An 18,351-nucleotide genomic window follows, 5' to 3' on the forward strand; every position below is an offset into this window, starting at 1 on the left:
GGAAACCGTCAGGGAGCTGTGGCGGAACGGGAGCGTATAGCTACGAAGCCGGCCTTCGGAGTGTCAATGTTTTCTTTGATTTCAGGGCGCATGCGGACTACTACTAACCGGCTCTGCATTCGATGGTTTTTTGACCCATGGCTTCCGCCCGGACCCCGCTCGACGATTTGCGCCGCGAAATCGACCAGATCGACGACGCGATCCATGACCTGCTGATGCGCCGCGCCGCCGTGGTGGAACGCATCGGGGCGGCCAAGGGCAATGGCGCGGCCGAAACCGGCGCCCAGCCCGTCTTCCTCCGCCCGGCGCGCGAGGCGACGATCCTGCGCCGCCTGATGGCCCGCCATGCCGGCACCTTCCCCGCCCAGGTCGTCGTCCGCATCTGGCGCGAGATGATCACCGCCTTCACCCGCATGCAGGGTCCCTTCGCCGTCGCCGTCTATGCGCCGGAGGACCGCCGCGGCTTCTGGGACGTCGCCCGCGACCATTTCGGCGGCTTCGTGCCGATGACCGCCGTCAACACTCCCGCAGCAGCGCTCCGCGCCGTGTCGGAGGGGACGGCGACCGTCGCCGTGGTGCCCTATCCGGCCGAGGACGATTCGGATCCCTGGTGGCGCTTCCTGGTGTCGGCCGATGCCGGCCGGCCGCAGGTGGTGGCGCGTCTGCCCTTCGGCGGGCGCGGCAATGCCCGCGGCGAGAACCGCGACGCGCTCGCCATTGCCGCCGTCCCGCATGAGCCGACCGGCGACGACCGCACCCTGCTGAGCATCGAGATCGGCGGCGATCTCAGCCGCGGCCGTCTGAAGGATTCGCTGGAGGCCTGCGGCCTGCCGCCGGTTGGCTTCTGCACCTGGCATCCGGCCGGCCACGCCACCGGGATGAGCGGCGGCGGCCCGTCGGTCCATCTGGTCGAGATCGCCGACTTCGTCGGCCAGGGCGACCCCCGCCTCGCCAAGCTGCTGGAACGCTCGGGCGACATCCCGGTGCGGGTCAACGTCGTCGGCGGCTATGCCGTGCCGCTCGCTCTGGGCTGATGTGCGCGAATGAGGCGAGCCGCCGGGGCGGCTCCTGCCTTATCCTGCCGGCCCTCCGTGGAACGTTGGAACAGTGCCGTCGGACCTGTTCCATCCTGTTCCACCCCATCCATGAACCGCCCATCCACCATCGTCGGAAGGTAAGCAGACCATGACCCAGCCGAACGGCCCGCAGCCGCGTCCGGGGATTCTCGACATCGCCGCCTATGTCGGCGGCGAGCATCAGGGTCATATCCGCCTCGCCTCCAACGAAGGGGCGCTGGGGCCGAGCCCGAAGGCGATGGAGGCCTATGGGGCGGCGGCCGGGACCCTGCACCGCTATCCGGATGGCGGTTCGGCGGCACTGCGCGGCGCCATCGCCAAGCGCTTCAACCTGGATGCCGACCGCATCGTCTGCGGCGCCGGGTCGGACGAGATCATCAGCCTGCTGATCCGCTCCTATGCCGGGCCGGGCGACGAGGTGCTGTATTCGCAGTACGGCTTCCTGATGTACCCGATCGGCGCCAAGTCGGTCGGCGCCACCCCGGTGACGGCGCCCGAGGACGGGCTGACCGCCAGCGTCGACAACCTGCTGGCCCGCGTCACCCCGCGCACCCGTCTGGTCTTCCTCGCCAACCCCAACAACCCGACCGGCACCTATCTGCCGGCGTCGGAGGTGGCGCGGCTGCATGCCGGCCTGCCGCCGGACGTCATCCTGGTCATCGACGCGGCCTATGCCGAGTACATGAACAAGGACGACTACACCGCCGGCGAGGAGCTGGTGGAGCGTTTCCCCAACGTGGTGATGACCCGCACCTTCTCGAAGATCTTCGCGCTGGGCTCCTTGCGCATCGGCTGGTGCTATGGCCCGGCCGGGATCGTCGACGTGCTGAACCGGGTGCGCGGTCCCTTCAACGTGTCGAACGCCGCCCATGTCGCCGGCGTCGCCGCGGTTGAGGATGCCGAGTTCCTCGACCGCTCCCGCCGCCACAATGAGCAGTGGCGCGAGTGGTTCTCCGCCACAGTGCGGGAGCTGGGCCTGACGGTGCACCCCAGCGTGACCAACTTCGTGCTGGTCGATTTCAAGGGCCAGCCCGCCGGCAAGGACGACGCCGAGGCCGCCCGCCAGTTCCTGAAAGCCCGCGGCATCCTGGTCCGCCAGATGCCGTCCTACGGCCTGCCGAGCTGCCTGCGCGTCACCATCGGCACCGAGCAGGAGATGCACGCGGTGGCCGACGCGCTGCGGGACTTTTTGAAGGCGTAACGAGCGTGGCTTGAGTTTCCCTCTCCCGCCCCGGGAGAGGGAAGGGGCCCATGCGGAGCATGGGAAGGGTGAGGGGGTTGGCACGAAGCCATGCGCTTCCAGCTCATGCGCTTCGGGATTCTTGGATCACCCCTTACCCTCCCCACACCTGACGGCGCGGGTCCCCTCCCTCTCCCGGGGCGGGAGAGGGCCTATCGTTTTGCCTTACCCCCGCTTCAGCAGGAAATCGACCGTTTCCGGCCGGCCCGGCAGGTCGAGCCTGGCCTGCACCGGTTCGCAGCGGCTGACGATCCGGCCGCGGCGCAGCACGAACAGGCGGGCGGCGCGGGTGCGGATCGCCTCCACCGGGTTGCCGGCCTGGAGAACCACCAGATCGGCGTTGCAGCCGGGCTCCAGCCCGTAGCCGTCCAGATGCAGCAGCTTGGCCGGATTGACCGTCACCGCGTCGAAGGCGGCCTTGATGCCGTCCTGGCCGGTCATCTGGCCGACATGCAGGCCCATATGCGCCACCTCCAGCATGTCGCCGGAGCCCAGCGGGTACCAGGGGTCCATCACGCAGTCGTGGCCGAAGGCGACCGTCAGCCCTGCCGCCATCAGCTCCGGCACGCGGGTCATGCCGCGGCGCTTGGGATAAGTGTCGTGGCGGCCCTGAAGGACGATGTTGATCAGCGGGTTGGCGATCACCCCCAACCGCGCCTCCGCCATCAGCGGGATCAGCTTGGAGACGTAGTAGTTGTCCATCGAATGCATGGAGGTCAGGTGCGAGCCCGTCACCCGGCCGTGCAGACCCAGCCGCTGCGTCTCATAGGCCAGCGTCTCGACATGGCGGGACAGCGGGTCGTCGCTCTCGTCGCAATGCATGTCGACCAGCAGCCCGCGCTCCGCCGCGATCTCGCAGAGCAGCCGGACCGAAGCCGCGCCGTCGGCCATGGTCCGTTCGAAGTGCGGGATACCGCCGACGACATCGACACCCATGTCGAGCGCCTGCAGCAGCAGTCCCTTCGCATCGGCTGAGCGGAGGACGCCGTCCTGCGGGAAGGCGACCAGTTGAAGGTCGAGATAGGGCGCGACGCGCTTCTTGACGTCCAGCAGCGCCTCGGTCGCCAGCAGGCGCGGATCGCAGATGTCGACATGGCTGCGGATCGCCAGCAGCCCGCGCCCCACCGCCCAGTCGCAGTAGGCGAGCGCCCGCTCGACGATGGCGTCCTGGGTCAGCTGCGGCTTCAGCTCGCCCCACAGGGCGATGCCTTCCAGCAGGGTGCCGCTCTGGTTCACCCGCGGCAGGCCGTAGCTGAGCGTGCTGTCCATGTGGAAATGGGCATCGACGAAGGGCGGGCTGACCAGCCGGCCGGTGGCGTCGATCTCGGAAGCGGCCTCGCCGGCCAGATTGGCTTCGACTGCGGCAATGCGACCGTCCTTGATGCCGATGTCGATACCAGTGCGGCCATCCGGCAGGGTGGCGCGGCGCAGGATCAGGTCGAACATCAGCGTTCTCCTTTGCGGTACGGGATCATCAGGGCGCGCGGGTAGGAGGCCCGGCGGGCCACCAGCACCAGCGCCAGGATGCTCAGCAGATAGGGCATCATCAGGAACAGCTGGTAGGGCAGGACGCCGCCGCTCGCCTGCTGCAAGCGCAGTTGCAGCGCGTCGAACACCGCGAACAGCAGGGCGCCGAGCAGAGCCTTGCCCGGCCGCCAGGAGGCGAAGACCACCAGCGCGATGCAGATCCAGCCGCGCCCGTTGACCATGTTGAAGAAGAAGGCGTTGAACGCCGACAGGGTCAGGAAGGCCCCGGCCAGCGCCATCAGCGCGCTGCCCGCCACCACCGCGCCGATGCGGATGGCGGTGACGTTCAGCCCCTGCGCCTCGGCGGCGGCGGGATTCTCGCCGACCATCCGCACCGCCAGCCCGACCGGCGTGCGGTAGAGGACATAGGCGACGACCGCGACCAGCAGGAACGCAAGGTAGGTCAGCGGAGTCTGGGCCAGGGCGCCCGGCAGGGCCAGCGGCTGGAACGGCTCGACGGTCGGCGGGGTGCTGGCCTGCGGCAGGACGAGGCGGTAGACGAAATAGGACAGGCTGGTGCCGAGCAGGGTGACGCCGATGCCCGTCACATGCTGCGACAGGCCGAGCGGCACGGTCAGCGCCGCATGCAGCAGGCCGAGCAGCGCGCCGCAGCATGCTGCCGCCAGCACGCCGGTCCACAGGTCGGCGCCCTGGTAGACCGCCATCCAGCCGGCCATGGCGCCCAGCGTCATGATGCCTTCGATGCCGAGATTCAGCACGCCGGCCCGCTCGCACACCAGCTCGCCCAGCGTGCCCAGCACATAGGGGGTGGCGATGCGCAGCACCGCGGTCCAGAAGGCGGCCGACAGCAGGATGTCGAGGATGATCGACAGGAAATCCATGACCCCTTACCCCCGCCGCAGCCGGTAGCGTGCCAGCAGCCCGGCGACCAGCATGCAGAGCAGGCTGGTGGCGACCAGGACGTCGGCGATGTAGTTGGGAACCGGCATGGCCCGGCTCATGGCGTCGGCGCCGACGAAGATGCCGGCGATGAACAGTGCGGCCCCGACCACCCCGATGGGGTGCAGCTGGGCCAGCATGGCGACGACGATGCCGCTGTAGCCGAAGCCCGGCGACAGGTCGAGCGTCAGGTAGCCTTTCAGCCCGCACACCTCCGCCGCACCCGCCAGCCCGGCCAGCCCGCCCGACAGCAGGGCGGTGCGCAGCATCACCCGCGTCACCGGCATGCCGGCGAAGGCGGCGGCGCGCGGGTTGGCGCCGACCGCCCGGTTCTCGTAGCCCCAGATGGTGCGGGTGTCGATCAGCCACAGCAGCACCGACAGGCCGAGCGCGATGGCGAGCCCGGCATGCAGGCGGGTGCGCGCCACCAGCTTGGGCAGCTCCGCCGCCTCGGCGACCGGGGCCGACTGCGGCCAGCCCATGCCCATCGGATCCTTCAGGGCCCCTTCCAGCAGCAGCGACACCAGCAGCAGGACGACGAAGTTCAGCAGCAGGGTGGTCACCACCTCGTCGACGCCGAAGCGGACCTTCAGCACGGCGGGACCGAGCAGGGTGACGCCGCCCGCCGCCATGCCGGCGATCATCACCAGCGGGATCAGCGCCCAGGCCGGCAGGTCGAGCATGCCGCCGCCGACCACCACGGCGGCCAGCGCGCCCATGTAGAGCTGCCCTTCCGCCCCGATGTTCCACAGCTTGGCGCGGAAGGCGACGGCGGCGGCAAGGCCGGTCAGGATCAGCGGGGTGGCGCGGGTCAGCGTCTCGGTCAGGGCGAAGCGGGAGCCGACGGCGCCTTCGAACAGCAGGCCGTAGGCGCGCAGCACCGGGGCGCCGGTCCAGGCGACCAGCAGGGCGCAGAGCGCCAGCGCCGCCACGACGGCGCCAACCGGCGCCAGCAGCCGCAGGGCGAGCGGGGTATCGGTGCGCGGTTCAAGCCGCATCAACAGTCTCCGGCAGGATGTCGCGCAAAACGTCCCAATGCCCGGCCATCAGCAGGCCGAGCTGGCTGACCGACACCCGGTCATGCGGCAGCAGCGGGGTGAGGCGGCCGTGATAGGCGACGGTGACGCAGTCGGCCAGCGCCAGGATCTCGTCCAGATCCTCGGAGATCAGCAGGACCCCAGCCCCGGCGGCGCGGGCGTCGAGCAGCCGGCTGTGGACGTAGGACACCGCCCCGATGTCGAGCCCGCGCGTCGGCTGGCTCGCCAGGATCAGGTCCGGCCCATGGGCCAGCGTGCGGCCCAGGATCAGCTTCTGCATGTTGCCGCCCGACAGCAGCTGCGTGCGGGCATCCGGTCCGGGGCAGCGGACGTCGAACTCCTCGATCACCTCGCGGGCATAGGCCCGTGCCGCTCCGCGCCGCAGCACGCCGAAACGCGAGAAGGCGCTGTCGTGATAGCGTTCGGCGATCAGGTTTTCCCACACCGCCATGGCGCCGACGAGGCCAGCGCTGTGCCGGTCCTCCGGGATGCGGGCAACGCCGCGCCGGACCATGTCGGCGGGGTCGCCATGCTCGACCACGCTGCCCTTCAAGGACAGCCGGCCGGAGTCGGGGCGGATCAGGCCGCTGACCAGCTCGGCCAGCGCCGTCTGGCCGTTGCCCGACACGCCGGCGATGCCGACCACCTGATGGCGGCGCACCGTCAGATCGACCCCGTCCAGCAGCGGACGGCCATGGCCGGAGGCCACCGTGACGCCCGACAACTCCAGCACCGGTTCGCCGGGGCTGAGCGGGGCGGGGGCCGGCGGCTTGACGCTGCGGCCGACCATCAGCTCGGCCAGCTTGGCGCGGTCGGTGGAGGCGGTGGCGTGGGTGGCGACCAGCTTGCCGGCGCGCAGAACGGCGACGGTGTCGCTGGCGGCGAAGACCTCGTTCATCTTGTGGCTGATGAAGACGACGGCGAGGCCGTCGGCGGTCAGCTTGCGCAGCGTCTCGAACAGCCCGGCCGATTCCTGAGGCGTCAGCACCGCGGTCGGCTCGTCCAGGATCAGGATGCGGGCGTCGCGGTAGAGCGCCTTCAGGATCTCCGCCCGCTGACGCTCGCCGACCGACAGCTCGCCGACCAGCGTGTCCGGCCGCACCTCCAGCCCGAAGCGCTGGGACAGGTCGAGCAGCCGGCGGCGGGCCGCACCCCGGTCGGAGCGCCAGCGCCACAGCGATTCGGTGCCGACGGCGATGTTATCCAGCACCGACAGGTTGTCCGCCAGCGTGAAATGCTGGTGGACCATGCCGATGCCGGCCTCCAGCGCCGCGCGGGGAGAGCCCGGCGGCAGCGGGCGGCCGAACGCCTCGATGGTGCCCTCGTCGGCGACGTAATGGCCGAAGAGGATGTTCATCAGGGTGGTCTTGCCGGCGCCATTCTCGCCCAGCAGCGCCAGCACCTCGCCGGCGCGGAGCGTCAGCGAGATGCCGTCGTTGGCGAGCAGCGGGCCGAACCGCTTGGAGATGCCGGCGAGCCGGAGGACGACCTCCGGCCCAACTGTCACGGGTGATGACATTGCGGATACGCCGGGCTCTACATCGTCGACTTCGGCTCGGCGTCGTTGACCTTCACGGTGAACTTGCCGTCGCGGATCTGCTGCTCGCGCTCCGTCACCTTCGCCTTGACGGCGTCGGGGACCTTCGCCTCGAAGGTGCCGAGCGGCGCGAGGCTGGAGCCCTTGTGCGCCATCATGCTGTAGGGGCCGTAATCCTCGGCCTTGTAGCTGCCGGCCTTCACCGCGGCGATGGCGCGCTCGACCGACGGCTCCATGTGCCAGAGGGCGCTGGCGACGACGGTGTCGGGATATTGCGGCTGGGTGTCGATGACGTTGCCGATGGCGAGCACCTTGCGCTCCTTGGCCGCGTCGGACACGCCGAAGCGCTCGGCGTACATCACGTCGGCGCCGCGGTCGATCATGGCGAAGGCGGCTTCCTTGGCCTTGGGCGGGTCGAACCACGAGCCGATGAAGCTGACCGAGAACTTGACCTGCGGGTTGACCTCCTTGGCGCCTTCCATGAAGGCGTTCATCAGGCGGTTCACCTCGGGGATCGGATAGCCGCCGACCATGCCGATGACGTTCGACTTGGTCATGCCGCCTGCCACCATGCCGGAGAGATAGGCCGGCTCCTGGATGTAGTTGTCGAAGACCGAGAAGTTCGGCTCCTGCGGCTTGAAGCTGGAACCCATGACGAAGGCGGTCTTCGGATAGTCCTTGGCGACGGCGCGGGCGGCGCGCTCCACCCCGAACACCTCGCCGAAGACCAGCTGCTGGCCGGCCTCGGCATACTGGCGCATCACGCGCTCATAATCGGTGTTGGCGACCGACTCGGCCCAGACATACACGATGTCGCCACGGTCGGCGGCGGCCTTCAGCGCGACATGGATGCGGCTGACCCACTGCTGCTCGATCGGCACGGTGTAGATGCCGGCGACCTTCACCTTGCCGTCCGCGAATGCCGGCAGGGAGCTGCCGGCAGCCGCCGCGAAGGCAACTGCGGCCACGCCGCACAGCACCGCACGGCGAGTCATACCCCCGGCCGCCTTCCCAAAGACGTTCATCGCCCGATCCCCCATCCCCCGAACCGACATCATGAGTCCCCTTCGTCGCTGAGTATCGTTGGTCGCGTATCGTTGGCCGCCGTCACCGGCGGCAGTATGGCCGAGCCGCCAAGCTCATGAATACTCGGGAATGTGCCCGTAAATCCATGGACCCGTGCGGCCGCAATTTCGAATGCAACGGAAATGCCATCCGCCGGGAGCGCTGCCCATCTCGCAGGCAAACGCGCCCGGTTGGTCAGAATGCTGGCATGTGATTGAATAAAGGGCAAATCTTCTTGACGATCCGGTCAGGATCGCGGCGCATCGTCCTGCCGTCCGCCCTCGCGCTTGCGGGCGTCGCCGCGGCAGCGGTCGGAGCAGTATTTCACCTCGTCCCACACCCGCTCCCATTTCTTCCGCCAGGTGAAAGGGCGGTTGCAGACCGGGCAGGTCTTGGTCGGCAGGTCGGCCTTCTTCACGCCCTTCATGCCGGGCCGCCGCCCAGAATCGCGGCGGGACGGCGCAGGACCGGGTCGAAGGGGTTCAACTGGCGGCTGATCGCGGTGGATTCGCGTTTCAGGATGTCGACCACCACCGGCAGCCGTTCCTCGTTCAGCCGCTCGCTGATCGTGCCGACGCTGAGCGCCGCCACGGCATAGCCGTCGCGGTCCAGCACCGGAACCGCCACGCCGGACATGCCCGGCAAGAGGCCGGTGGACCGGCTGGCATAGCCGAGGTCGCGCACCCGCGCGATTTCCGTGCGCAGATAGACCTCGTCGATGATGCCGACGCCCTGCATGCGCGGCAGGTTGAAGCGGATGACCTCCTCCCGCTCCTCGGCATGCAGGAAGGCCATGATGGCGAGGCTGCCCTGGCCGACACCCAGCGTCACCCGGCCGCCGATGTCGCCGGTGAAGGAGCGGATGGGGAAGGGCCCCTCGCTGCGGTCCAGGCACACCGCATCGAAGCCGCTGCGCACCAGCAGGAAGATGGTGTCGCGCAGCGTCGCCGACAGGCGCAGCAGGATCGGCCGGCAGATGTCGCGCAGGTTGTTCGGATTGCCGGCCTGCGCCGCCAGCCCGAACAGGTCGATGCCCAGCCGGTAGCGCTTGGTCGCCTTGTCCGCCTCGGCCATCCCCTCTTCGACCAGGATCTTCAACAAGCGGTGGACGGTCGGCGGGGTGAGGTCGAGCGCGCGGGAGATGTCGGTCAGCCGGGCCCCCGCCTCGTTGGAGGAGGCCAGCAGGCGCAGGATCGCCAGCCCGCGCTGCAGGCTGGACTTGCTGCCCGCCTCGTCGGTGCCAGCATTTTCGGGGCCGGCGCTCTCGACACCCGCACTGTCTTTTGCCCTGCGGCGGAGGTCGGCGCTCATGTTGGGCTCCGTTCTGAAAATCGGTGATGTTGGTTGCCCCATCTATTCCGTATATCGGAAGCTTTTGCAAAATCTTTTCTTTCTACGGAAAAAGCGGATTGACGCGAATGGTCGGTAGACGGAACCATCGGGGCAACAGGTGAGGCCCGGAGACCGAGGCCAATTGTCGCAAGAGGGAGAATTCCCCCCGTGTCGTTCCTCGAATTGAAAAACATCACCAAGCGTTACGGCCCGATGACCGCGGTCGGCGACGTGTCGCTGTCGGTGGAGAAGGGCGAGTTCGTCTCCCTGCTCGGCCCTTCGGGCTGCGGCAAGACCACGACCCTTCAGATGATCGCCGGTTTCGTCGAACCGTCGGCCGGCACCATCCGGCTGGACGGACGCGACATCACGCGGGCCAAGGCGAACAGCCGCGGGCTGGGCATCGTGTTCCAGAGCTACGCGCTGTTCCCGCACATGACCGTATTCGACAATGTCAGCTTCGGCCTGGAGATGCAGCGCGTGCCCAAGGGCGAGCGCAAGCCGCGGGTGGAAGAGGCGCTGTCGCTGGTCCACCTTTCGCCCTATGCCAAGCGCTACCCGCGCGAGCTGTCGGGCGGCCAGCGGCAGCGCGTGGCGCTGGCGCGCGCCCTGGTGATCCGCCCGCCGGTCCTGCTGCTGGACGAGCCGCTGTCGAACCTGGACGCCAAGCTGCGCGAGGCGATGCAGTTCGAACTGCGCGAGATTCAGCGCAAGGTCGGCACCACCACCGTAATGGTCACCCACGATCAGGCGGAAGCCTTCTCGATCAGCGACCGCGTCGTGGTGATGGAGGCCGGGCGCATCACCCAGATCGACCAGCCCTACCGCATCTACGAGCATCCGGAGACGGAGTTCATCTCCCGCTTCGTCGGCAAGACCAACCTGCTGCCGGGCAAGGTCGTCACCGCGACCGGCGCCGGCGCCACGGTGTCGCTGGCCGGCATCGCCGTGCCGTTGGAAACCGCCGGCCTGTCGGTGGGCGAGACGGTGACCCTGTGCATCCGTCCGGAGAAGCTGCACCTGACCGCGCCGTCGGGCGGGCTGCTGACCGGCCGCGTCGCCGACCGCTTCTTCCTGGGCAGCCAGTGGCTCTATCACATCGACGGGCCGCTCGGCACGCTGATGGTGGTGACGCCGAACGACGGCTCCACCCCGGCGGAGCAGGGCGCCCCGGTCGGGCTGGACTGGTCGCCGTCGGTCGTGCGCGTCCACCGCGGCGCCATGGCGGAGGCGCCGGACGTGGCCCTCGAGGTGACGGGATGAGCGCGTCCCTTCCCGACGCCGCCCCGGCCGCACCGGGCGACGAGACGCCGGTACGCCGGTTCCCAACCGCTCCGCTGTTCCTGTCGGGGCCGGCCGCGCTGCTGTTCGCGGCGCTGGTGCTGACCCCGCTGTTCCTGACGGCGCTCCTGTCCTTCAACCAGTTCGACTATGCGACCGGGCGCACCGGCGGCTTCACGCTGGAGCATTATCTGGCGGTGGTGACCGACGAGTATTACCTGGAAATCTTTCTGCGCACCTTCCGCATCTCGGCGCTGGCGACCGCCATCTGCGTGGTGATCGGCGTACCGGAAGCCTACATCCTCAGCCGGATGAGCAACCCCTGGCGGTCGATCTTCCTGCTGGTGATCCTGGCGCCGCTGCTGGTGTCGGTCGTCGTCCGTGCCTTCGGCTGGAGCATGCTGCTGGGGCCGGAAGGGCCGGTGAACGGGGCGCTGATCGCGCTCGGCATCGGCCGGATGAAGCTGCTCTACAGCGAGGGCACGGTGGTCGTGGCGCTGGTCCACGTCATGCTGCCCTTCATGGTCATCCCGGTCTGGACCTCCTTGCAGAAGCTGGACCCGGCGGTGGAGCAGGCGGCACTCTCCTTCGGCGCCTCGCGTGCCACGGCCATCGTCCGGGTGGTGGCGCCGCAGATCCTGCCCGGCATCCTGTCGGGAAGCCTGATCGTCTTCGGCCTCAGCGCCAGCGCGTTCGCCATCCCAGGATTGCTCGGCGGGCGGCGGCTGAAGATGGTCGCAACCGTGGTCTACGACCAGTATCTGAGCGACCTCAACTGGCCGATGGGGGCCGCGGTCGCCGTCATCCTGCTCGCCGCCAACCTGATCATCATGCTGACCTACCACCGCATGGTGGAAGGCCACTACCGCCGCCGGCTGGGGTGAAGACGCCATGACCCGCAACGGACCCGTCGCCCTGTTCTTCCACGCATTGGTCGTCATCTTCATGCTGGCGCCGCTGGCGATCGTCTGCCTCGTCGCCTTCACGCCGGAAAACACCCTGTCGCTGCCGACCAGGGGCTTTTCGCTGCGCTGGTTCGAGGCGGTGTTCCACCACCCGGACTTCGTCCAGTCCTTCTGGAACAGCCTTTGGCTCGCCGTGCTGTCGGCGACGCTGGCGGTGGCGCTGGCGGTTCCCGCCTCGCTCGCCATCACCCGCTATGAATTTCCCGGCCGCGGCTTCCTCAATGCGCTGTTCCTGTCGCCGCTGATCATCCCGCATCTGGTGCTGGGCGTCGCCATGCTGCGGCTGTTCGCCGTCGTCGGCGCCGCGGGCAGCTTCGGCTGGCTGGTGGCGGCGCACATGGTGATCGTCACGCCCTATGTGATGCGCCTGCTGATCGCCGCCATCTCCGGCTTCGACCGCAGCGTGGAACAGGCGGCCTTCTCGCTGGGCGCCAGCGAGGCCACCGTGTTCCGCCGCGTCACCCTGCCGATGATCCTGCCTGGCGTCACCGGCGGCTGGCTGATCGCCTTCATCAACAGCTTCGACGAGCTGACCATGTCCATCTTCATCACCTCGCCGTCCACGGTGACGCTGCCGGTGCGGATGTACATGTACGCCACCGAATCCATCGACCCGATGATGGCGGCGGTTTCGGCGCTGATCATCGGTATCACCGCGGTCGCCGTGCTTCTGCTCGACCGTGTCTATGGGTTGGACCGCATCCTGGTCGGCCAGCACTGAGCGTCCGCTCCGGCCGTCCTCTCTTCGGAGACCAGTCATCATGGCTTTGCTGCAGCGTGTGGCCGAACAGGGCCGGCGCGTGGTCCGCTTCACCCTCGACGGACGCCCGGTGGAGGCGCTTGAGGGCGACACCATCCTGACGGCCATGCTCACCAACGGCGACCGGCTGCGCCGGACGGAATTCGCCGACACCCCGCGCGCCGGCTTCTGCATGATGGGCGCCTGCCAGGATTGCTGGGTGCGGACGGAGGAGGGCGAGCGGCTGCGTGCCTGCGGCACCTTCATCGCCGACGGCATGCGCCTGCTGAGCGGCGGGGAGTGGACATCGTGAGCGAACCTCTTTTCCCCCCCGTGATCGTCGGTGCCGGCCCGGCCGGCATCCGCGCGGCGGAGCGGCTGGTCGCCGCCGGCCTGCGGCCGGTGGTGGTGGACGAGGCGGCGCGCTGGGGCGGCCAGATCTACCGCCAGCCGCCTGATGGTGGCTTCACCCGGCCGAAGACGGCGCTCTATGGGTTCGAGGCCGGCAAGGCCGATGCGGTCCACCGCGCCATGGCGGCGATCCGCGACCGGGTCGACTACCGTCCGCGCACGCTGGTGTGGAACTGCGAGGCCGGGGCGCTCGACCTGTTGAGCGACGGGGCGAGCGAGACCTTGCCCTTCAGCAATCTGATCCTGGCGACCGGCGCCACCGACCGCGTGCTGCCCTTCCCCGGCTGGACGTTGCCCGGAATCTTCACGCTCGGCGGGTCGCAGGTGGCGCTGAAGTTCCAGGGCTGCGCCGTCGGCCGGCGGGTGGCCTTTCTCGGCACCGGCCCGCTGCTCTATCTGGTCGCCTACCAGTATCTGAAGGCCGGGGTCGAGGTGGCGGGGGTGTTCGACACCACGCCCTTCGCCGCCCAGGCCCGCGCCACCGCCGGCATGCTGCGCGATCCGGCGACGCTGGCGAAGGGGCTGCTGTTCGTCGGCTGGCTGCGCGCCCATGGCGTGCCGATCCACAACGGCGTCCGTCCGGTGCGCGCCGAGGGCGCGGAGCGGGTCGATGCGCTGGTGTGGCGCGATGCCCGCGGGCACGAACGGCGCACCGGGTGCGACGCCGTCGCCTTCGGGCTTGGCCTGCGGTCGGAGACCCAGCTGGCCGACCTCGCCGGCTGCCGCTTCCGCTTCGACGAGGCCGACCGGGCCTGGCTGCCGGAGCGGGACGGGGCAGGGCGCAGCTCGGTTGCCGGCGTCTATCTGGCCGGCGACGGCAGCGGCATTTCCGGCGCCGACGCGGCGGAACTGGCGGGAGAGCGCGCGGCGCTGGCCCTGCTGGAGGATCTCGGACGGCCGGTCGAGGCTGCGCGGGTGAAGGAACTGGACGGCCGGCTCGCCCGCATCGCCGCCTTCCGCCGCAGCCTGTCGGCCGCCTTCCCCTTCCCGGCGGACTGGGCCGATGCGATTGCCGACGACACCATGATCTGCCGCTGCGAAGGCATCACCGCCGGTGCCGTGCGCGAAGTGGCCCGCAGCGGGCAGGCCCGCGAGATGAACCGAGCCAAGGCGCTGACCCGCGCCGGCATGGGCCGCTGCCAGGGCCGCATGTGCAGCGCCACCACGGCAGAACTGCTGTCCCGCACGCTCGGCACCGGCCCGGATGGGGTGGGGCGCCTGCGGGCGCAGCCGCCGATCAAGCCGCTGCCGGTCTCCGCCGGTGCCGAGCGGCGGGAGGTCGCGTGATGCGGGAACGGATCGACTGCGATGTCGCCATCGTCGGCGGCGGGATCGTCGGCGGGTCGGCGGCGCTGTTCCTGCGGCAGGCCGGCCTGTCGGTGACGCTGCTGGAGCGCGACTGGTGCGGCGCCAAGGCGAGCGGCGTCAATTTTGGCGGCGTGCGCCGGCAGGGCCGCCCGCTGGAGCAGCTGCCGCTGTCCCAGCGCGCCCATGCCATCTGGGGCCGTCTGCCGGAGCTGCTGGGCACCGACGCCGAATACATCCGCTCCGGCCATCTGAAGCTGGCACGCAGCGAACCCGACCTTGCCTCCCTGATCGACTACCGCGAGCGCACACAGGGTTTCGGCCTCGGGCTGGAGATCATCACCGGCGAGGAGTTCCGCCGCCGTTGGCCGGCGCTGGGCGACCGCGCCATCGGCGGATCGCTCTGCCCGGAGGACGGCCACGCCAACCCGCGCCTCGTCTCCCCCGCCTTCGCCCGTGCGGCTGCCAGACTGGGCGCGGTGGTGCGCGAACAAACGCCTGTCGACCGGGTGGAGAAGGACGGCGACCGCTTCGTCCTGCTGAGCGGCGATGCCCTGGAGGTGCGTGCCCGCGTCCTGCTGAACACCGCCGGTGCCTGGTCCTGGCGGGTGGCGGAAGCCTTCGGCGAGCCGGTGCCGCTGGAATCGCTTCATCCCAACATGGCGGTGACGGAGCCGCTGCCCCGCTTCCTCGACGTCAACATCGGGGTGGAGGGCGGTGGCGTCTATGGCCGGCAGGTGCCGCGCGGCAACATGGTGGTCGGCGGCGGACGCGGCTTCGCGCTCGACGCCGACCGCGCCCGGCCGCAGCGCGACGCCGTGCTGACCCTGATGCGCGACGCGGCGGAGCTGTTCCCGCAACTGCGCCACGCCCACGTCATCCGCTGCTGGACCGGGGTGGAGGGCTATACGCCCGACCGCAACCCGATCGTCGGCCCCAGCCGCACCACGCCCGGCCTGTTCCACGCCTTCGGCTTCTCCGGTGCCGGGTTCCAGATCGGCCCCGGCGTCGGCCAGACGCTGGCCGAGCTGGTCACCGGCGGCGAGACGCCGATGCCGCTGGAGCCCTTCCGCATCGACCGCTTCACACCGACCGCTTAAGCTCCCATCCCTTGGCCCATTGGAGGACGTGCATGCCCACCTTGCGTTCCCTGTCGCTCACCGGTCTCGCCACGGTTGCCATCACGGCCGCCGCCGCACTCTCCACCCCCGCCGCCGCCCAGACCAAGACGGTCTACATCGGCATGAACGGCGGCACGATGGAGAAGACCTACACCGAGAACGTCTTCCCCGCCTTCGAGAAGGCGACCGGCATCAAGGTGGTGGTGGTTCCCGGCACCTCGTCCGACATCCTGGCCAAGCTGCAGGCCCAGAAAGACAACCCGCAGATGCACGTCGTCTTCCTCGACGACGGGCTGATGTACCGCGCCATCGGCATGGGCCTGTGCCAGAAGATGGACAGCTCGCCGGTGCTGAACGACGTCTACCAGTCCGCGCGCCTGAAGGGCGACATGGCGGTCGGCGTCAACATGGGCATGACCGGTCTCGCCTATAACAAGGCGATGTTCGACGAGAAGGGCTGGGCGCCGCCGACCAGCTGGATGGATCTGGCCGATCCCAAGTACAAGGGCAAGATCGTCGTCCAGTCGGCCGCCAGCAGCTCCTTCGGCCTGCACGCCTTCCTGATGTACAACCGCATCAAGGGCGGCACCGAGGGCAATGTCGATCCGGGCTTCACCACCTGGCGCAAGACCATCGGCCCGAACGTGCTGGAATACATCCCCAGCTCGGCCAAGATCGCCGAGATGGTGCAGACCAACGAGGCGGCCATCTTCCCGCTGACCCCGACCGGCGTCGGCAGCCTGAAGGCCAAGGGCATCCCGGTGGAATATGCCCAGCCCAAGGAAGGCTCGGTCGTCCTGATGGTCGGCGAGTGCGTCGTCGCCAAGAACCCGGACAACGAGGCCGCGCAGAAACTGGCCGCCTATCTGCTGGGGCCGGAGGCGCAGCTCGCCGCCTTGCAGTACGGCGCTCAGATCCCGTCCAACACCAAGGTCACGCCGCCGGCCGAGGTCGCCGACGAGATGAACAAGTTCCAGGGCTACATGAAGAACGCCGTCACGGTGGACTGGGACGTCATCAACGAGAAGCGCCCGGACTGGAACCAGCGCTGGAACAAGGAAATCGAACGGTAACGCAGGCAATAACCGGGACATGGAAAAGGGGGCGGAAACGCCCCCTTTTTTTGACCGGACCTCTTCGGCGGAAGCCTTACTCCGCCGCCACCGCGGCGCGGCGCCGGGCCTCGCGGGACTGACGGCCTTCCTTCAGCTTTTCCGACAGCAGGAACGCCAGTTCCAGCGACTGGCTGGCGTTCAGGCGCGGATCGCAGGCGGTGTGGTAGCGCAGAGCCAGATTGTGATCGGTGATCGCCTGGGCGCCGCCCGTGCACTCCGTCACGTCCTGGCCGGTCAGTTCGAAATGCACGCCGCCGGCATGGGTGCCTTCGGCCTGATGAACTTCGAAGAAGCCGCGCGCCTCGGCCAGGACCCTCTCGACCGGGCGGGTCTTGTAGCCGGTGGTCGACTTGATCGTGTTGCCGTGCATCGGGTCGCAGGACCACACCACCGTGCGGCCTTCGCGCTGGACCTTGCGCAGCAGCGGCGGGAACTTCTCTGCCACCTTGTCGGAGCCCATGCGCACGATCAGCGTCAGGCGCCCGGCCTCGTTGGTCGGGTTCAGGATGTCGATCAGGCGGATCAGCTCGTCCGGGTCGGTGGTCGGGCCGCACTTCAGGCCGATGGGGTTCTTCACCCCACGCAGGAACTCGACATGGGCGCCGTCGGGCTGGCGGGTGCGGTCGCCGATCCACAGCATGTGGGCCGACACGTCGTACCAGTCGCCGGTGGTGCTGTCGACGCGGGTCAGTGCCTGCTCGAACGGCAGCAGCAGCGCCTCATGGCTGGTGAAGAAGTCGGTTTCGCGGATCTGCGGGGTGGTCTCCGCAGTGATGCCGCAGGCCGCCATGAAAGCAAGCGTCTCGTCCAGGCGGGTGGCCAGCTCCTGGAAATGCTCGCCGGCCGGCGATTTCTCGACGAAGCTCAGCGTCCACTGATGGACCTTGTGCAGGTCGGCATAGCCGCCCTGGGCGAAGGCGCGCAGCAGGTTCAGCGTCGCGGCGGCCTGGGTGTAGGCCTGCATCATGCGCTCCGGATCGGGAACGCGGGCGTCGCTGGTGAAGTCGAAGCCGTTGACGATGTCGCCGCGGTAGGACGGCAGATCCACCCCGTCGATCGTCTCCATGTCGGCCGAGCGCGGCTTGGCGAACTGGCCGGCCATGCGGCCCACCTTGATGACCGGGATCGAGGCGCCGAAGGTCAGCACCACGGCCATCTGCAGCAGGACGCGGAAGGTGTCGCGGATGTTGTTGGGATGGAACTCGGCGAAGCTCTCGGCGCAGTCGCCGCCCTGCAGCAGGAAGGCCTGGCCGGCGGCGGCATCGGCCAGCTTGGCCTTCAGCCGGCGGGCCTCGCCGGCGAAGACGAGCGGCGGATAGGAGGACAGGCGCTGTTCGACCGCCTCGACCTTGGACAGGTCGGGATAAGTCGGCAACTGCTTCGCCGGTTTCGTCCTCCAACTGGCGGGTGTCCAACGCTCGACCATGACGCGCCTGCTCTTCCTTGACGATTGCGGAACGGGGGCCGGGCGGGCGGCGAACGACCGGCGGCGAATCCCGTGGAAGGTACTCTATAGCGCGACTCGCGGAAACTTTTCCATAGTTTCGGCTCCCTTGCCGGCAATGCTGTGCCGCGGGCATAGGCCGCCTGCCACCGGGGGTGATTTCAGATGAAAGGAAATTCGCGTCTGACCTCCGCGCTCCCGCCCGATGGGCAGGGATCGGATCGGCAGGGGCCGCTGGCGGCGGATGCCCGCGGCC

At 69.1% G+C, this 18,351-nt stretch carries 17 protein-coding genes; 9 read left to right on the plus strand and 8 right to left on the minus strand.

Going from position 1 to position 18,351, the window contains the following annotated elements; all coding sequences use genetic code 11:
- The first annotated feature begins 137 nt into the window (after positions 1-137).
- The gene (gene pheA / locus CRT60_RS16075; RefSeq protein WP_098737531.1) at positions 138-1,034 is read left to right on the plus strand and encodes a chorismate mutase; all 897 of its coding nucleotides are present in this window, start codon (positions 138-140) and stop codon (positions 1,032-1,034) included.
- Positions 1,035-1,185: 151 nt separating this feature from the next.
- Positions 1,186-2,277, plus strand: coding sequence for a histidinol-phosphate transaminase (hisC, locus tag CRT60_RS16080; RefSeq protein WP_098737532.1), 1,092 nt, complete (start codon positions 1,186-1,188; stop codon positions 2,275-2,277).
- Between the two features lie 204 nt (positions 2,278-2,481).
- Here hisC and CRT60_RS16085 read toward each other — a convergent pair whose 3' ends face one another.
- The 7 genes from CRT60_RS16085 to CRT60_RS16115 all read right to left on the minus strand — a co-directional run bounded on the left by CRT60_RS16085 (position 2,482) and on the right by CRT60_RS16115 (position 9,693).
- Entirely contained in the window at positions 2,482-3,762 is a 1,281-nt protein-coding gene (locus tag CRT60_RS16085) for an amidohydrolase family protein (protein WP_098737533.1), read from the minus strand.
- The gene (locus CRT60_RS16090; protein WP_098737534.1) at positions 3,762-4,685 is read right to left on the minus strand and encodes an ABC transporter permease; all 924 of its coding nucleotides are present in this window, start codon (positions 4,683-4,685) and stop codon (positions 3,762-3,764) included. The genes CRT60_RS16085 and CRT60_RS16090 overlap by 1 nt, the downstream gene beginning before the upstream one ends.
- A 6-nt stretch (positions 4,686-4,691) precedes the next feature.
- Positions 4,692-5,741: an ABC transporter permease gene (locus tag CRT60_RS16095; protein ID WP_098737535.1), complete on the minus strand. Its 1,050-nt coding sequence runs from the start codon at positions 5,739-5,741 to the stop codon at positions 4,692-4,694.
- Entirely contained in the window at positions 5,731-7,287 is a 1,557-nt protein-coding gene (locus tag CRT60_RS16100; protein ID WP_244592529.1) for an ABC transporter ATP-binding protein, read from the minus strand. The genes CRT60_RS16095 and CRT60_RS16100 overlap by 11 nt, the downstream gene beginning before the upstream one ends.
- A 29-nt stretch (positions 7,288-7,316) precedes the next feature.
- Positions 7,317-8,312 (minus strand): BMP family protein, encoded by a 996-nt coding sequence (locus tag CRT60_RS16105; protein WP_098737537.1) that lies wholly within the window; start codon positions 8,310-8,312, stop codon positions 7,317-7,319.
- Positions 8,313-8,629: 317 nt separating this feature from the next.
- Complete coding sequence (locus CRT60_RS16110) at positions 8,630-8,809, minus strand: DUF2256 domain-containing protein (RefSeq protein ID WP_098737538.1); 180 nt, start codon at positions 8,807-8,809, stop codon at positions 8,630-8,632.
- A complete protein-coding gene (locus tag CRT60_RS16115) occupies positions 8,806-9,693 on the minus strand; it encodes an IclR family transcriptional regulator (protein WP_204561945.1) in 888 nt (295 codons plus the stop codon). Before CRT60_RS16115 ends, CRT60_RS16110 begins: the two co-directional genes overlap by 4 nt.
- 189 nt (positions 9,694-9,882) lie before the next feature.
- On the opposite strand from CRT60_RS16115, the gene CRT60_RS16120 reads away from it, so the two are divergent.
- Genes CRT60_RS16120 through CRT60_RS16150 form a run of 7 tightly spaced genes read left to right on the plus strand, consistent with a single transcriptional unit; the run spans position 9,883 to position 16,609 of the window.
- Positions 9,883-10,977 carry an ABC transporter ATP-binding protein gene (locus CRT60_RS16120; RefSeq protein WP_098737539.1) on the plus strand — a complete coding sequence of 365 codons (1,095 nt, stop codon included), beginning with the start codon at positions 9,883-9,885 and terminating at the stop codon, positions 10,975-10,977.
- The gene (locus tag CRT60_RS16125) at positions 10,974-11,879 is read left to right on the plus strand and encodes an ABC transporter permease (RefSeq protein ID WP_098737540.1); all 906 of its coding nucleotides are present in this window, start codon (positions 10,974-10,976) and stop codon (positions 11,877-11,879) included. Before CRT60_RS16120 ends, CRT60_RS16125 begins: the two co-directional genes overlap by 4 nt.
- Positions 11,880-11,886: 7 nt before the next feature.
- Entirely contained in the window at positions 11,887-12,681 is a 795-nt protein-coding gene (locus CRT60_RS16130; protein ID WP_098737541.1) for an ABC transporter permease, read from the plus strand.
- Positions 12,682-12,721: 40 nt separating this feature from the next.
- Complete coding sequence (locus tag CRT60_RS16135) at positions 12,722-13,012, plus strand: (2Fe-2S)-binding protein (protein ID WP_098737542.1); 291 nt, start codon at positions 12,722-12,724, stop codon at positions 13,010-13,012.
- A complete protein-coding gene (locus tag CRT60_RS16140; RefSeq protein WP_098737893.1) occupies positions 13,009-14,397 on the plus strand; it encodes an FAD/NAD(P)-dependent oxidoreductase in 1,389 nt (462 codons plus the stop codon). The genes CRT60_RS16135 and CRT60_RS16140 overlap by 4 nt, the downstream gene beginning before the upstream one ends.
- On the plus strand, positions 14,397-15,515 hold the full coding sequence (locus tag CRT60_RS16145; RefSeq protein WP_098737543.1) for an NAD(P)/FAD-dependent oxidoreductase: 1,119 nt from the start codon (positions 14,397-14,399) through the stop codon (positions 15,513-15,515). Before CRT60_RS16140 ends, CRT60_RS16145 begins: the two co-directional genes overlap by 1 nt.
- Before the next feature lie 32 nt (positions 15,516-15,547).
- Entirely contained in the window at positions 15,548-16,609 is a 1,062-nt protein-coding gene (locus CRT60_RS16150) for an ABC transporter substrate-binding protein (protein ID WP_098737544.1), read from the plus strand.
- Between the two features lie 76 nt (positions 16,610-16,685).
- On the opposite strand, the gene CRT60_RS16155 is transcribed toward CRT60_RS16150, so the two are convergent.
- The gene (locus CRT60_RS16155; RefSeq protein ID WP_098737545.1) at positions 16,686-18,077 is read right to left on the minus strand and encodes a class II 3-deoxy-7-phosphoheptulonate synthase; all 1,392 of its coding nucleotides are present in this window, start codon (positions 18,075-18,077) and stop codon (positions 16,686-16,688) included.
- Between the last annotated feature and the right edge of the window lie 274 nt (positions 18,078-18,351).

The sequence above is a fragment of the Azospirillum palustre genome (genome assembly GCF_002573965.1).
Classification (GTDB): domain Bacteria; phylum Pseudomonadota; class Alphaproteobacteria; order Azospirillales; family Azospirillaceae; genus Azospirillum; species Azospirillum palustre.